This is a genomic window from Gardnerella sp. DNF01189 (assembly GCF_049244195.1).
Lineage (GTDB): Bacteria > Actinomycetota > Actinomycetes > Actinomycetales > Bifidobacteriaceae > Bifidobacterium > Bifidobacterium swidsinskii.
Window position 1 is genome coordinate 1107762 of sequence record NZ_CP058385.1, and the last position, 15639, is coordinate 1123400.

General features: G+C 41.8%; 11 protein-coding genes and 2 tRNA genes. 1 reads left to right on the plus strand and 12 read right to left on the minus strand.

Features of this window, described 5'->3' with window-relative positions; genetic code table 11:
- Positions 1 to 7 precede the first annotated feature (7 nt).
- The 12 genes from HXT41_RS04375 to HXT41_RS04430 form a co-directional block, all read right to left on the minus strand.
- Positions 8 to 886: a M48 family metalloprotease gene (locus HXT41_RS04375; protein ID WP_076002503.1), complete on the minus strand. Its 879-nt coding sequence runs from the start codon at positions 884 to 886 to the stop codon at positions 8 to 10.
- A 105-nt stretch (positions 887 to 991) separates the two neighbouring features.
- Positions 992 to 2470, minus strand: a complete 1479-nt coding sequence (locus HXT41_RS04380) for an FAD-dependent oxidoreductase (RefSeq protein WP_103013741.1) — start codon at positions 2468 to 2470, stop codon at positions 992 to 994.
- 292 nt (positions 2471 to 2762) lie between these two features.
- Entirely contained in the window at positions 2763 to 4994 is a 2232-nt protein-coding gene (locus HXT41_RS04385) for a heavy metal translocating P-type ATPase (protein WP_102703281.1), read from the minus strand.
- A gap of 339 nt (positions 4995 to 5333) precedes the next feature.
- Entirely contained in the window at positions 5334 to 5537 is a 204-nt protein-coding gene (locus tag HXT41_RS04390) for a hypothetical protein (protein WP_012913681.1), read from the minus strand.
- A 309-nt stretch (positions 5538 to 5846) separates the two neighbouring features.
- Positions 5847 to 5919: transfer RNA gene (locus tag HXT41_RS04395), tRNA-Ala, on the minus strand.
- A 27-nt stretch (positions 5920 to 5946) separates the two neighbouring features.
- A tRNA-Ile gene (locus HXT41_RS04400) sits at positions 5947 to 6020 on the minus strand.
- Between the two features lie 126 nt (positions 6021 to 6146).
- Positions 6147 to 6626, minus strand: a complete 480-nt coding sequence (locus HXT41_RS04405) for a Dps family protein (RefSeq protein ID WP_012913682.1) — start codon at positions 6624 to 6626, stop codon at positions 6147 to 6149.
- 57 nt (positions 6627 to 6683) lie between these two features.
- Positions 6684 to 7979, minus strand: a complete 1296-nt coding sequence (locus HXT41_RS04410) for a hemolysin family protein (RefSeq protein WP_012913683.1) — start codon at positions 7977 to 7979, stop codon at positions 6684 to 6686.
- Positions 7980 to 8055: 76 nt separating this feature from the next.
- The gene (locus HXT41_RS04415) at positions 8056 to 8826 is read right to left on the minus strand and encodes a TIGR03943 family putative permease subunit (RefSeq protein ID WP_421788582.1); all 771 of its coding nucleotides are present in this window, start codon (positions 8824 to 8826) and stop codon (positions 8056 to 8058) included.
- Positions 8823 to 9917, minus strand: coding sequence for a permease (locus tag HXT41_RS04420; RefSeq protein WP_064621677.1), 1095 nt, complete (start codon positions 9915 to 9917; stop codon positions 8823 to 8825). The genes HXT41_RS04415 and HXT41_RS04420 overlap by 4 nt, the downstream gene beginning before the upstream one ends.
- 55 nt (positions 9918 to 9972) lie before the next feature.
- Positions 9973 to 10632 carry a carbonic anhydrase gene (locus tag HXT41_RS04425; protein ID WP_064621678.1) on the minus strand — a complete coding sequence of 220 codons (660 nt, stop codon included), beginning with the start codon at positions 10630 to 10632 and terminating at the stop codon, positions 9973 to 9975.
- 228 nt (positions 10633 to 10860) lie between these two features.
- Positions 10861 to 13617 (minus strand): phosphoenolpyruvate carboxylase, encoded by a 2757-nt coding sequence (locus HXT41_RS04430; RefSeq protein WP_012913687.1) that lies wholly within the window; start codon positions 13615 to 13617, stop codon positions 10861 to 10863.
- A gap of 206 nt (positions 13618 to 13823) precedes the next feature.
- Here HXT41_RS04430 and HXT41_RS04435 point away from each other — a divergent pair, with 206 nt between their 5' ends.
- Positions 13824 to 15545: a threonine/serine ThrE exporter family protein gene (locus HXT41_RS04435; protein WP_103013742.1), complete on the plus strand. Its 1722-nt coding sequence runs from the start codon at positions 13824 to 13826 to the stop codon at positions 15543 to 15545.
- The last annotated feature ends 94 nt before the right edge of the window (positions 15546 to 15639 follow it).

Below are 15639 nucleotides of genomic sequence, written 5' to 3' on the forward strand. Positions count from 1 at the left end.
AAAATATTCATGCAGCAATGCTCATTAAACGCCCAATCCTATCCTGAACAGTAGGACGCGCAGTACACAAACGCACAAGCGCAGGAGCGTTATTATTCCACGGACAAATAATCATCAAAGAAGCAACAGCCTGCAATCCAGCAGTAGATTTCATCTCGTGAAGCTGCATGCCGTAAGTAATTTTATTAAGTGCGGAAGCAAGCGCAGCAAAATCTCCAGTAATTTCACTACTTCCCTTATCTGCGTCAAATTCACGCGAACCAGGAATAATTGCATTGATAATAACAGAAGCAATAGGAGCGAATAAAATATTCAAAAATTTACCAATAAATTTGCAATACTTGCGAATATCACGACGATATGTATCACCGACATAAACAAGCCAAGAACCAACGTACGTTAATACTGTTGCTGTAGCAGTAGCCAGCGAAGAAGCGAGAATATCATGATTATAAATATGAGTTAATTCATGACCAATAACACTACGTAACTCGCGCTCGTTAAGAATATTAATCAAACCACGAGTACAACATATACTCGCATGACGCTCACTTCTACCAGTTGCAAAAGCATTAGGACTTTCGTAGGGAGAAACCATTACTCGCGGCATAGGTTTACCAATTCGAGCAGATAAATCTCTAACCATTGCGTAAAGCACAGGCTCTTCTTCTTCACTAACCTCTGTAGCATGCATAGCAATAATCGCAAGCTTACTTGAGCACCAATAAGCAAAAACACTAAATGCAATACCAGGAATAATGAACCATATTAGTGAAGACAGATGCGAGCCAGTAAGAACCCAACATAAGGCAAGAAAAAGCCACACAACAACAAAAAATAGTGCGGCTTTTAAGCTGCCATAGTGTATTCTCAAGCCTTTCAACATATGAGCTATCTTAATAATGCGAACTTAAATTTTTCTGAATATATACTGCGTATTTACTAACTACAAACTTAAATACTAAGTAATATTTTCAGTTTATTTAGGGCATTATTTGCTACCTAAAGCAATATTTACAAGTTCAGAAGCTGAAACAACTTTCTTTCGAGTTCTCTGCTCATTGGCTCCAAGTTCACGCTCATAAGAGTCAACTCGCTTCCAACCGGCGTAATCAATTGGTTTAATGCCCTTTTCTGCCAATAATTTATCTATAGAATTTTCATCGCGATCAGGTGCGATTCGCCTAGCATTGCCAGCTTTAGATAAATCTTCAAGCATATTATTAACAATCAAAAGAGCATCAGATTTTGTAGAGCCGATTAATCCTACCGGCCCACGCTTAGCCCAGCCAGTTGCATACAATCGCTCACGAACTTCGCCATTTTCTACAGACTCCACTAAGCGCCCATCAATATTTGCAAGCAAAGTACGCTTTTCGTCGTAAGCAATACCTGCAACTTCTGCAGGATGGTAGCCAATGGCATGGTATACAGCTTGAACGGCGTATTCCTCGAACTCTCCAGTACGAGTCATTTTGCCATCGGCGCTTGTAGTCGTGCGCTCAACTCGTATTGCCTTCACATGTCCATCTTCACCAAGAATTTCTACCGGCGCACAGTTGAAGTGGATAATATAGCGTTTGTTGGCTGGCTTCCCCTCAAAATCAACGTTTCCGCCATCTTCCATATCTTCAGCCATATCGCGAATAGCGAAAAGCTCCTCAACCATTTGACGCGTGAGCTTATCGTTACCGGCTACTTCAATAGTCTCATCGTCAAGTTCAAAATCATCCTCATTAATAACAATTTGCACTCCGGATAACTTTTCCATTTCGCGCAATTCTTGAACAGAGAATTTTGCTTGGGCAACTCCACGACGAATAAATAAATGCAAGGTTTGGGTTTTATTTTTTTGCAATCCCTCATACACGTCATCTGGAATATCCGTATGAGCGCGCAAATAATCAGGATCTCGTAAAAGCTCACGAGCAACATCCATTGCCACATTTCCGCCACCAATAACAGCTACTTCCTTGGCTTCAAGCGGCCATTCTCGATTGCTAGTTGGGTATCCATCGTACCATTCTACGAATTTTGCAGCTCCGTACACTCCGTCTAAATCGGCACCTGGAACTCCTCGAAGAGGCCTATCTTTCACAGCACCCGTTGCAAATAACACAGCATCATATCTATGAAGTAAATCTTCTAATGCAATATCTTTACCAAATTCAACATTTGCATAAAGATGAATATTTGGATTATCAAGCGTCTTTTCAAGCGCATCCGCAATAAATTTGATACTTGGATGGTCAGGAGCTACTCCGTAACGCACTAAGCCGAAAGGCACTGGCAATTTTTCAAAAAGATCAATGCGAGCGCTAGAGCCTAATCCCAATTCTTCTCCACGCTTTGCAATCTGACGTAAGAAGATATCGGAAGAGTACACTCCTGCAGGGCCTGCTCCTATTACAGCAATACGCAGTTGAGATGTTTCTTGTGAAACATTTTCGTTTAAGTTATTTTTTTCCATTATTATCCCCATATTGAACTGTATTATACGGCACTTTTCGCCGTTTTCGCGCTATTTAGCGCGGCCTACAAGCATAGGTTGCCTCAATCACTCAGCAGCGTAACTGTAAAGCGTTTATATGTAATTCTTCGCCAGAAATAAGTTACGTACAAGCTTGAGCCGTTACCGTTTGCAGCTAACTCGTATGCTTTCATAATTAGACTAGCGCATTACTTCGTCTTACAACATACTCAAACGAATATTATTAAAGATGTCGTAATGAATATCGTAAAAATATTGCCAAAAAATATTTTTATTTTCGTTCGCGCAATGCTGTTAAAGCCCACATAATAGCAACAACATCAATTGCTTCTTGCATCATTGCGCCAATAACTGCTGGAATAAAACCGAAAGCCGCAAAAATCATACTTATAATTGCTAATCCAATGCCCATCAATACTGACTGAACCATAACGCGTTTAGTATGTTTTGCTACTCTTATTGCGCTTGCAACAGAAGAAATATCATTGTTCATAATAACTACCTGTGCGCATTCAGATGCTGCCGTATCTGTGCCATCCGTTACTGCTACGCCAATATCGGCAGCTGCAAGCACTGGAGCATCGTTTACACCATCTCCAACCATCATTGTTACAGTTGAATTTTGCTTATTTTTATACGCATTGTAATTATGTTTTTTTACATGCGCTAATTTATCTTGCGGAAGTAAATCTGCATATATTGTTTCAATTCCAACACTTTTACCAATTGTTGTTGCAGCTTGCAAACTATCGCCAGTAAGAATAGATATTGAGCGTGCACCAAGTGTACACAATGCGTCAATGGTTGATTTCGCGTTATCGCGCGGCACGTCTTTTAATACGATTCTTCCTACCAGCACGCCGTCAAAAGACACGTAGGTTGCCATTTCGTCTGCTGCAAGAGATTTGCCTATAGTTTGATTCGCGTTTTGCTCTGTAACGTACTTGCGTCTGCCTACACGTACTAAAATACCGTCTACAACGCCCTGAATACCCTGACCTGCAGTTTCTTTAACACTGTGCACTACAGGGTATTCTCGCACGCTAGGAAGCTGCGGAACCGACGATGGGTGAGCATTTTCCCACAAGCTTGCTCCCGCTTTAGCAATACCACCTGCAAGTATGTGCTGAGAATACGTCTCTAGAACACCTGCGAGCATTACAATACGATCAGCCTTCTGGGTAGTATCGATTACGTCTACGTTTACAACTTGCGGCTGTTTTACAGTCAACGTGCCAGTTTTGTCAAAAAATACATCTGTTACACGACTTAATTGCTCAAGCACATCCTGACTTTTAACAACAATTCCAAGTTTCGCTAAACGCCCAGTTCCAGCCATGCACGCAACCGGCACCGCAATAAGCAGCGGGCAAGGAGTTGCCAAAACTAGCACTTGCGCAAATCTAAGAGCATCTCCAGAAAAGCCCCAAGCAAAACCAGCAATTACAAAAGACAAAACAGTAAATGGCACAGATAACATGTCTGCAAATCTAACTACTGCAGCTTTAGAAGACCTAGCAGACTCAACAAGCTGCATGATTTTCTGATACTGCGAGTTTTTAGACAGCTTTGTTACGCGCATAATAAGCACAACTCCACCGTTTACACAGCCTGAAAGCACTGCAGCTCCCGCATAGACTTCTCTAGGAACGGATTCTCCGTTAATAGCACTTGTGTCTAAAATTGCAGAACCGCTTAACAGCTCACCATCAACTGGCACAGTTTCGCCAGGAAGCACAATAATTACGTTTCCAATATTTAATTCATCAACTGGAACCGTTTTGTAACGCTGCAAATTTGAGGAGATTTCGCCGTCTGTAGACGCTTGCAAAAATGGACAAATATTGTGTTTATAGTCGCAATTTTGCTCGCTAATATTAGATTGCTTAGAATTAGCGGCATCCACTTTTCTGAATTCAGCATGCCGGCACAGAACACACGAGCTAGGCTTGCACTGATTTTCACTCAAACATGGCGGTTCGTATGATTCATCATTTGCTTGATTATTATCCATTTCATGCTCAATACCTGGCAAAGTCATAAGATGAGCAGTTTTTGGAGCTGCGCTTACTAAAAGAGACAGATTGCGCTGGGCTTTCATATGCGCAAAATCTTCAATTGCCTCTCCCGTCCAAACCATTACAACAATCAAATAGCTTGCCCAAAACTCACCAATACAAAGCGTTGCAAGTAATGCAACAAAAGCTAGCAAATCAATGCCTAAAGTTCCGCGCAATAAATTTTTAATCATGTTGCGCAAAGAAATAAGGCTGGTATACAAAACGAGAATAGCGATAATAGTTTTCCCGATACTAAGACTTATGGAAATATCGCAACCAAGATTTAAGAAATCAAAGATTTGCTGCGAAAGATTAGATATTTGCTCACAGAAAGTAGTTAATATAGGCAAATTATACGAGTACAAAGCCACAATAAACGGAAAAGCAAGAATTACGACTGTTAATTGAGGTGCACGACGGCAATATGCTAAAAGTTTACGCATACACTTTCCTTACGCTGATCAGGTTAACCGCTTAAGACGCTGCCAACACACGATTTCACGCCTTGTTAACCCATTGAGAGCAGATTTGATTTAGCTGCGCTCAATACACGGCGTAAAGATATTCATGTTTATTTATATGTGATTAGTATACCAATAGGCCTTGATGAGAAGCATTCTCATGTAAATATTATGCTTCCAAAAAAGCACCATAATGAGTTCCAACAATTACTAATTGTACTATTTGAATTATTAAATTAATAAGTTTATGCTTCATATCTTTTTAAAATTTAGGTTATAGGCCAATTTATTTGCCATAGATTCGGCCTATAACCCTAAAATTTACTGTTCTTTAGTGAAAAGAGTTCTTACAATTTTGAAAAGCATAAATAATAGACGTAGTGTGATATATGTTGCTACGAATGTTGCAAGCCAAATCATAATATTTTGAATATTCCAACCTTGACCTTTAACAAATGAAGCTACTAATAAAGAAACTACGCCAGCAGAAATATCAGCAATATTTTGTTTTATCTTATAAATCATTTTTTACATCCTTCCGTCTAAAATGAAAACCTTTATGGTTTTCATCTCTCTTTAATACCTTTCAAGTTAACAATATATTGTGTATAGTTCCACAGCAAAATATATGCCGCAATCTCTGGGAAGAGATTCAACTATTTAAACATTTTTATATTTTTTACAACACTGACAAATATCAGGGTGTCACCCTAATTTTATTAGGGGTAATCAGTAAAAAATTGGGTTATTCCCCAAAAATTGAATGGGCACGCGACAAGAAAGAAATTGATAAACAAAAAGTTCTGATTGAAAAATCAATCAGAACCCTGTTCGTGGAGCTAAGGAGACTCGAACTCCTGACCCTCTGCTTGCAAAGCAGATGCGCTACCAGCTGCGCCATAGCCCCATTCGAAAGAATGATGTCATTCTATCGTGGGCCCGGGAGGACTTGAACCTCCGACCTCATCCTTATCAGGGATGCGCTCTAACCACCTGAGCTACGGGCCCAACTCGTATGCCTAAAACATACAAGTAGTTACATTAGCACAGACACAGAAAATGTCAAACCGCAACACGCCATAAAAAGAAAACAGCGTGTTGCGGTTTGAATCAAAAAAATTAAACAGAGAATAATTAATCAAGATGGCTACGCATGAACCACTGGAACTTTTCCAACTGTTGAACATGATCTTGAATAATATTTGAGCTAACTAAATCAAGCTCATCAAGTTCCGCGATAGCCTTGCGATCGTCTGCAATCATATCGTTATAGTACTCAATAAGCGCTTGCAAATACTCCTTTGTAGACTTGCGACCAGTCAAAGCAAAACGCTTCCATGTGCGAGCAGCAACAACATCGTCTGCGCGGCCAAGTGGAGAGCCGCCCAAAGTTGCAATTCGCTCAGCAGTTTCATCCGCCTGCGCCAAAACTTCAGCAACCTGTGGATCAAGCATTTCATGCACTGCAATAAAATCTGGACCAGTAACATTCCAATGCGCATGCTTGAGCACCAAAGCAGCTTCCTGCTCGTGGCTTAAACGATTCTGTAAAATGGCAACAGCCTTTTCACTGGCCGCTTCGTCGAGACCTGGCAAAATATGCAACAAAGCCATGTTCTATCCTTCCTTAGGTTTGTTAATACCGTTATTATTCTACTGCTATGGCTTAAACTACGCGCGGCGACGCACTTCAATCGTCGCAATACGCCTACCATCAACCGCAGTCACAGTCATATCGTAACCATCCGCATCATGCAAAACAGCTCCAACACTTCCCATTGAACCAGTATGCGCTAAAAAGTAGCCTGCAACAGTCTCATACGGACCGTCCTCAAGCTCAATGCCGGTAATGTCAGCAAAATCTTCAATGGTCATACCGCCATCAATTTTTGCAACACCATTTACAAAAGCAGTTGTTTTATTCACATTATTTTGCTCAGTTTCACCAGGCAAATCATATTCATCGCGAATATCTCCAACTAGCTCTTCTGTCATGTCCTCAAGCGTAACAATACCGTCAGTTCCACCATATTCATCGATGACAACAGCCAAATGAATACCACGTTTACGAAGAAGTTCCAGGCTCGGCAATAGTTTGGAAGTTCCAGGAAGACTAATTCCTTCGCGAGTTACATCTGCAACAGTTTTTGCATTTGGATCACGCACATCTAGCAAATCACGAACATGCACAAAACCTATAACATCATCAAAATCTTTGCCAATAACAGGGTAGCGAGAATACGGAAGCTCACGAATTTTCGCGGCAGCTTCTTCAAGGCTCAATGAACCATCCAAAAACTCAACATCAGCACGAGGACGCATTACTTCAGCAACAATAGTTTCAGACGCATCAAACACATCATCCAAAATAGTACGCTCATCCTGACTTAAACGTTTATTGCTATTGACAAGAACACGCAATTCTTCGTCAGAAACTTCGCTTTCCTTCTCATTAGGATCAAAGCCAAGAATGCGCACAAAACCGTTAGTATTCTTTCCAATAAGCCAAATTAAAGGCTTGCAAATCTTTGAGAAAACATCAACCGCCGGCACAACCGCTCGCGCAATCTGCTCAGCACGCTGCATAGCAATACGTTTTGGAACTAATTCAGAAATAACAATAGAACAGTAAGAAATAACAAGAGTTAGAAAGATTGTTGTAAGTGGGCCAGCAACGTGCGAAGAAACACCCCATGAACATACAACCGGCACAACATACGGAGCTAAAGCAGACTCACCAAACGATGCAGAAAGAAAGCCAGAAAGAGTTACTCCAATTTGTAGAGCAGATAGAAAAGTGTTAGGGTCGCGGGCAATTTTTGCAACTCTAGCGCCACGCGCATCCTGCAATTCCATGCGATCAATTTGCGAACTTCTCAAGCTCACTAAAGCTAATTCGGTTGCCGCAAATACGGAACCAAATAGCAAAAAAATCATAATGAGTAGAATATTAAAACCAATCGCCATACTTGTTATCTTAGTTTACTTCTATGCGATATCAACAATTCTAAAATAATTATCACCATTAACGAAGATAAATTATTTATGGGCGATAAAAATATCCAGTTGGAGCTTGAGCTGTTTGCATTGATATAGCGTGCAGCACAACTCCAGGATGCTGATATCCAGGAATGCCAATATTGCCTCTAGAAACGCGTGCACGAACACGCACCCATTCATGATCTTGAATTTCGCCAATATTTGATTTTTCGGCAACTAATCCAAACGGAGACATGTCGAGAATACAGCATGACATAAGCTGACGAGATACCCTAAATTGATTTGCATTCAACGTAGAATCTCTGCTGACAAAACCTGTAAGAGTAATCGCATATCCATCATATTTTGCAGCATTATGATCGATTTCGTCATACCAGGAGCCGAAATCATCATCATCAACTGTTATCTCATGAGATTTTTCATACAATCCTGGCAAAGGATAATTTTGGCTACGAATAGCAATAGCACGACCGCCAGCATACTGGTCGAATCCATCTACACTAATATTTTGAGCGTAACGCAAAGGAACAATAATAAGTAGCGCAGGAACAACGAAAGCTACAAACATACGCCAAACATCGCGCGAAGAAACAGAAAACCATCCAATCGCAGCACATATAGACAAAATAAATAGCAAAATAGCAGTAATTAACAAATAATAATATGCTCTAGGCGTAGTAAAAAGCGTATATCTACCGCTTAAAGTAACTTCCGCAATTATGACTGCAAAAAATAGCAATAAAATAGCTTCTACCAATTGAGCTAAAGTGATTTTTTTACAAGCATTATGCTCAACACATTTTTGCTTTTTCATGCGATGAACCCCCAAGCCCAGTGAGCTAATAATGACGCTAGGAAGCACGCAAAAGCAATAGTTAATGTTAAGCGCCACACAAATTTACCACGGCAATCCTCAACGAGCATAAGCGTATTCTTTAAATCAAGCATAGGACCAAACAGCAGAAATACTAGCACCGACGACATAGGCAATGATGTTGCTAAACTTCTTGCAATTACAGCATCTGAGCTGGAGCATAGAGAGCTTGCGTACGCAATAGCCATCATTACAGGAATAGCAATGAAAACATTACTCACTTGCACGCGAGAAGCAGGATCAGCTCCGAGCCATGCGCGAATTACAGAAGCAACTATAGTTCCACATACAATAATTGGAATTAATTTTATTAAATCCTGATGTATATGCTGCACATATTTGCGAATTTGCGCAGAAATACTATGCTTTTCAATATTATTTTTTGTGAGATTACTTTCGTTATTCAATTCGCAAGAACAATGTAAAGAAGATTCGTTTTCTACTAAAATTTTCTTACGCAAAATATTGATTTTCGAAGGAAATATAACAAAAGTTAATCCAACCAGTAATGCAATACCAACACCTAGCGCAATACGCATAATAGCAACAGCTGGAGCGTCAGAAAACGCATAAAATGTTGCCAATACAGATACTGGATTTACAACAGGAACTACACATAGAAAAGTTATGGCGCACGGCAATGGTAGTTTTCTTGCAACTAAACGAGAAAACGTTGGAACGACTACACAATCACAAACCGGCATACAGACGCCGGCTAATATGGCAGCCAAGAAACCATTTGCTGTAGATTTTGGAACATGTTTCTCAATAAAATCAGCAGTTACCCAAGTTTCTACTGCAGCAGAAACAAGCACACCTATGAGCGTAAAAGGTATAGCTTGTAGCAACAAGCCGGAAACACCTCGAATTGTTGTATCAATGAGAAACCAAGGATGTTGCCCTTGTAAAGCAGGAGCAGCTGCAATAATAAAAGCTACTAAAGGAGCTCCGACAAGCAAGAAAAGATAGTTCGCAGAATTAGTGGAATTTGCAGAATTTGCATCAAGCGTATCTTTAGATGATTGATTCATATCTGTAACCTAACAACGTATTAATAATTCTGTTAAAAATGCGACTACATGCTACTTAGCATGAAAGAACCTCTACTAAACCATCACTCATTCTATACCTAGCGCCAACTAGCATAAGGTTATCGTTAAAAGCGGCTTCACGAATAATTTGAGATTTGTCGCAAATTTCAGTCAACATATTAGACACGTGAATGCGCTCAATATCGTCCGTGCTCAAGTCTTCTTCAATACCCGCGAGCGCAGCCGGTCCTAAAGAACGAAGCAATATTGACTCGCTAGACTCAATTATTTCGTTTGCTTCATCTTCGCCGTATTTAGAAACCAGCTTTTGCACATTCGGCAAAACGGCTTGTACAGCACCGCAATGCTCGTGTCCAAGAACAACAAGCACTTTTACTCCCAAATCGCTTACAGCGTATTCTAAAGATGCAATTACAGCATCATCAAGCACTTCGCCTGCAGTGCGAACAGAAAAAATATCACCTAAACCGGCACCAAACACAAATTCTGGAGCCACGCGCGAGTCAGCACAGGAAAGAACAACAGCTCCAGGATGCTGACCTTCAATAAGAGATAATCTCGTTTCTTCACTAAGTCCATGGCAATTTAATGAGCCTTCTGCAAACTTACGATTACCAGCTAGCATCGCGCTCCACACAGATGTAGCCAAAAGTGAATCTTCTTTTAAAAGATCTTCTTTGACTGTCTCGTGCATTATTACCTCCTTGTATTGATGCGCTTGCGCAAAGGTGACAAATACAAGCTATCAACAAATTTTGAAAAACACTTCGACTTATAAAACATATTCTATCGTTACTGTGTTAAATAGAAAATATGCTATAAAAGCTAACAAAATTTATAAAATATGATTATAAAAAGAAAAGCCAACGCACAGCTAATAAAGCAGTACGAAGGCTTTTCTTAATCATATAAACTTATAAAATCATCCAGTATTCTGCAAGCCTGCAGCAACACCAGAAACAGTGCAAAGAATAAGGTAGATGAACTCTGCCTGCTGGCTTTCGCTAAGCTCTTCTTTGTCTACCTTGTTGCGAAGCTTGTGCAATGCAAGCGACTGGATTACAGATAGCGCGTCAACATAAGGCGAGCGCACGCGAATTGCCTGACCGAGCACGTGACGATGTTGCAAAGGCCACTTGTCGTCAACAATTTGCAAAACCCACTTGCGAGTAAGCTGCATTTCTGAAAGTACTTTATCACTCAAATCTTCGCGATCTCCAAGGCTTAAGTACATGCGAGCAATACGCTCATCCGTTTTAGCCAAAGACATCTCAATATTGTCAATAAAAGTACTAAACAGCGGCCACTCTTCGTAAGCGCGACGCAAAGTTTCCAAATCGCCAAACTTTTCGCAAGCAGTACCCAATCCGTACCATGCTGCTAAGTTAATGCGAGCCTGAGCCCAGGAGAACACCCACGGGATTGTGCGCAAATCATCCAACGACTTCGCACCCAAACCGCGCTTAGCTGGGCGAGAACCGATTGGAAGCAAACCAATCTCACTAAGCGGCGTAACCGTAGAGAACCATGGAGTAAAGTCATCCGTTTGCAGCAAATCAAGGAAACGCTCATGAGCTGCAACATCAAGTTTTGCAGCCATATCCGCATACTTCTTCGTCATATCAGTGTTAGTTTTCTCAACACTTGGCGAAGACTGAAGCAAAGTTGCAGAAGCAACGGATTCAACGTGACGAATAGCAAGAATTGGATTGCCATATCGTGCGAAAATAACCTCGCCCTGCTCAGTAAGCTTGAAGCGGCAGTTGACGGAACCAACTGGCTGAGCAAGCACTGCACGGTTTGCAGGACCGCCACCGCGACCAACAGCACCGCCGCGGCCGTGGAACAGTGTCAAATCAATATCGTGCTTCTTAGCCCACTTAGCAATGCGCTCCTGAGCAGAATGCAAAGCAAGCGTTGCGGAAGTAGGACCAGCATCCTTGGAAGAATCCGAGTAGCCAAGCATAACTTCCATCTTGCGGCCAGTAGCCTTAAGACGAGCTTGCACTTCAGGAATTTTAATGATCTCCTCAAGCACATTTACAGAGTTTTGCAAATCTTCCAACTGCTCAAACAGCGGAATGACGTCGATTGTTGGCGCATCCTGTGGGTGAGCGAAAGCAAGACGATTTAGCTCAAATACGTCACGTACATGCTGAGCAGACTTTGCGAAGGAAATAATATAACGTCGAGCAGCGCGCATACCGTTGCGCTTTTGAATTGCTCCCAAAGCGCGGAACGTATCGAGTACTTCACGAGTCATTGGCTGAAGCGGACCGCGTTCGCCATGCAATCCATGTTCGCGAATATCTTCCAAAGCGCGAGAATGCACGAGAGAATGCTGACGGAATTCCATTTCAACCATGTGGAATCCAAAGGTTTGCGCTTGCCAAATCAAATCCTGCAAAGGACCATATGCAGCACGAGGATCTCCGCCTTCTGCCAAAGAGCGTTGCACAATTTGCAAATCCTCAATGAAATCTTCGCAAGAATGATACATCAAATCCGTATCGCGGCTAATAGTGCGATGCAAACGGTCAGCCATTACCAACATTACTGCACGATGTGGCTCACTATTAGAAACGTCTGAAGCGTTTTCTGTAAGCTGTTCGCTCATTTCGCGCTGACGATTCCACAACTCAAGCAACTCCACGCTTGGAGGAGTTGTGCGAGTTTCCATAGTTAAGCACTTGCCAACTTCGCGCGTGCGATTCTCCAAAGCTGCTAGCACGTGATCGCTAAACTTTCGAGCGACTTGACGGCTCACTTTAGCTGTCACATTAGGATTGCCATCTCGATCTGAACCAATCCAGCTTCCTGGATGGAAGAATGCAGGGCAACGCGGAGGAACTAATCCAGCCTTCTTACCAAGCAGCCAATCGTCAAATCGACGATACACGACTGGAATCGTGTCAAACAAAGTGGCGTCAAAAATGTCGAGAATGGTGTCAGATTCTTCAACTGGAGTTGGCTTCTTCAAAGCAATCGGAGAAGTGCGAAGAAGCGCATCAATTTCGTTATAGAGACGTCGATAATTTTCGCGCTTATCAGATCCGCCTAAACGATGATGTTCGCTTAGTAATTGCGAAATTCTGCGAATCTTACCTGCAACGGCTTTACGACGAGCTTCAGTTGGGTGCGCGGTAAATACAGGATGAAACTCAAGCTTTGCAAGCAATTCTTTCGCTTCAGCAGGGCTCATTTCAGTGAGCAACTTGTGATAAGCACAAGTTAGTTCGTTAACTGGATCAACAGGCAATGAATCTTCAACTTCACATTCACGCTGATGAAGTACAGAAACACGATAATTTTCCTCGCACAAATTTGCCAAGTGGAAATATGTTGCGAAAGCACGAGCTAAAAGCTGCGTATCGTGCAAATTCATTCCGTTGAGCTTGCTAACAGCTTTACTTAAGCCATCATCTGCAGTTACTTTTGCGTCTACCATTTGCGCAAAATGAGCCGCACTAGCTTCTACAGCATTCAAACGCACATCGTCGAATACTGCTAATAATTTTTCATCGAATTCGCCAAGAACATCGCGAAGAATATGCAAGCACAAATCCATGTCTTGCTTAAGTGATGCTGGAAGGTCACGTTCCTCTGGGCCTTTTCGCCCTAAACCAGACGTAACAATAGTTGCGTCTGCCGGAGTAACCTGCTGATTTTCTGTTGCCATCAGACCTCCTTACGCCAGACTAAGGTTGCTTGGTCGTCTGACTTCCGCAGCTCCTCCGCGGTTATGTAGGTCAGAAGTTGCAAGCCCACAGCCTTGTTTCCAGCGAGATACCAAGTTAATTGTGAAACTACCACCGGACGTAGTAAAGAATGCTGATTTAGCAACAAAATATAACTCGGCAACGGGGTTGCGTATACTAAAAAATTGTGAGTACAGCAGAGAATAATATTGAGAATAATGAATACGACAACAGCATCAACAACTGCGATTGCGATAAGCCTGAAATTCTTTCGACTGGTCATATAGTCGGAAAACCTTCTGGGCGTTTTCATACTCATGCTATTCCACTCGATATGGACGATGTTGAGCGAGATTGGGATAAGCCAGTTACGCAAGCAGGAATTGCTGCGAAATCGAGTATTATTATTCGCGTCGGTGCGCTCGGTTTAGGAGCAGGCACAGGAAGCTACCGAGTTCGCGAGCTTATGCACAGAATCGGCGAACCAATGGGTGTACATGTGCGCGCAGACGTGAATCTCACAGATATTGAGGCAACTTGTACTGATAAGCATGAGCGAATTACTGAAGTTGTAGATCTTCCAACCACAGGTGTTAACACTGAGCGCATTTGGCTTCTAGAACATTTTGCAGATTGGTTTAACGTCAAGCTTGGAAACGATTCTTTATATCACTCTAAAGCTGCTGTTTCTAAGGAATTAGTTGACACATTGCAAGCGAGCGACGACGAACATACCATTGTACAAACAGCTAAGCAGTCTGAAGAAAATGCTACTAAAATTGCAAAAAAGAAAGCGTTGCAAGAAGCTATAAAAAAAGAAAAACCACGCGGCATTTTTGCATTGCAGCCAGAAAGTGCTTACGCTGAACATTTTTCGCACGTAAACGCATCTAATAGTAATGACGAATCTAAAAATGATCATCCTCTTACAGTTAGGGAAGTACACGACCGTCTTGATTTGATTAAAAATAGGAAACCGCTATACAAACCGTGGTTTGCTGGTCTTGCTTCGGCAGTTGCTTGCGCATCCTTTGCGTTCTTGCTTGGCGGTGGCATTTACGACATGATTGGTGCTTTTATTGGAGCAGGAATCGGTCACTATATTCGTCGCAGAATGTTTATGAAGCATCTAAACCAGTTTGTAGTTACATTCGTAGCTGTTGCAATAGGTGCACTATCATGCATTGGGGCTTTGCGTCTTATTGGCTTCTTTGACCCTAGCGCGCTCAATCACACAACTGCATATATTGGCTCAGTGTTGTTTGTTATTCCTGGATTCCCTCTTATTACAGGCGGTTTAGATATTGCAAAAATTGATTTCCCTTCAGGAATTCAACGACTTTGTTACACAATGGCTATTATTTTGATGGGAACTCTTGCGGGATGGACAGTTGCAAGCCTTGTACATCTCAATCCTCAAGGCTTCCCTCCTCTCGGATTAAATCCTTGGCTTAACGCAGTTCTTCGATTTATTACAGCTTTTGCCGGAGTATGGGGCTTCTCAGTTCTGTTTAATTCTCCACAACGAATGTGCTTAGTTGCTGGCGTTATTGGCGCTATTACTGACACATTGCGTTTAACTATGACAGATTTTGGAGTTGCTGCCGAAATTGCAGCTTTCAGCGGTGCTTTATTGGCAGGTTTGCTAGCTTCTACTTGGAGAACTATCGTTCGTCACGGATTAGCGCCTCAATATTTGGGTTATCCACGAATAGGTCTTACGGTTCCATCTATCGTAATTATGGTTCCTGGACTTTATATGTATCGCGCAATGTTTTATCTTGGTCAATTTCACACGCTTCCAGCGTTAGACTGGACTTTCCGCGCTTTCATGGTAATTATTTGCTTACCTATTGGTCTTGCTGTAGCACGCGTTATTACAGATAAAAGCTGGCGTTACGACGTGTGATGTTCTAAGTTTCAGTTCGTTAATTTTTAACAAAAAGCCGCTTACAAGTTTTCTTGCGAGCGGCTTTATTTTTTATTAATTTACTTATTGAAAT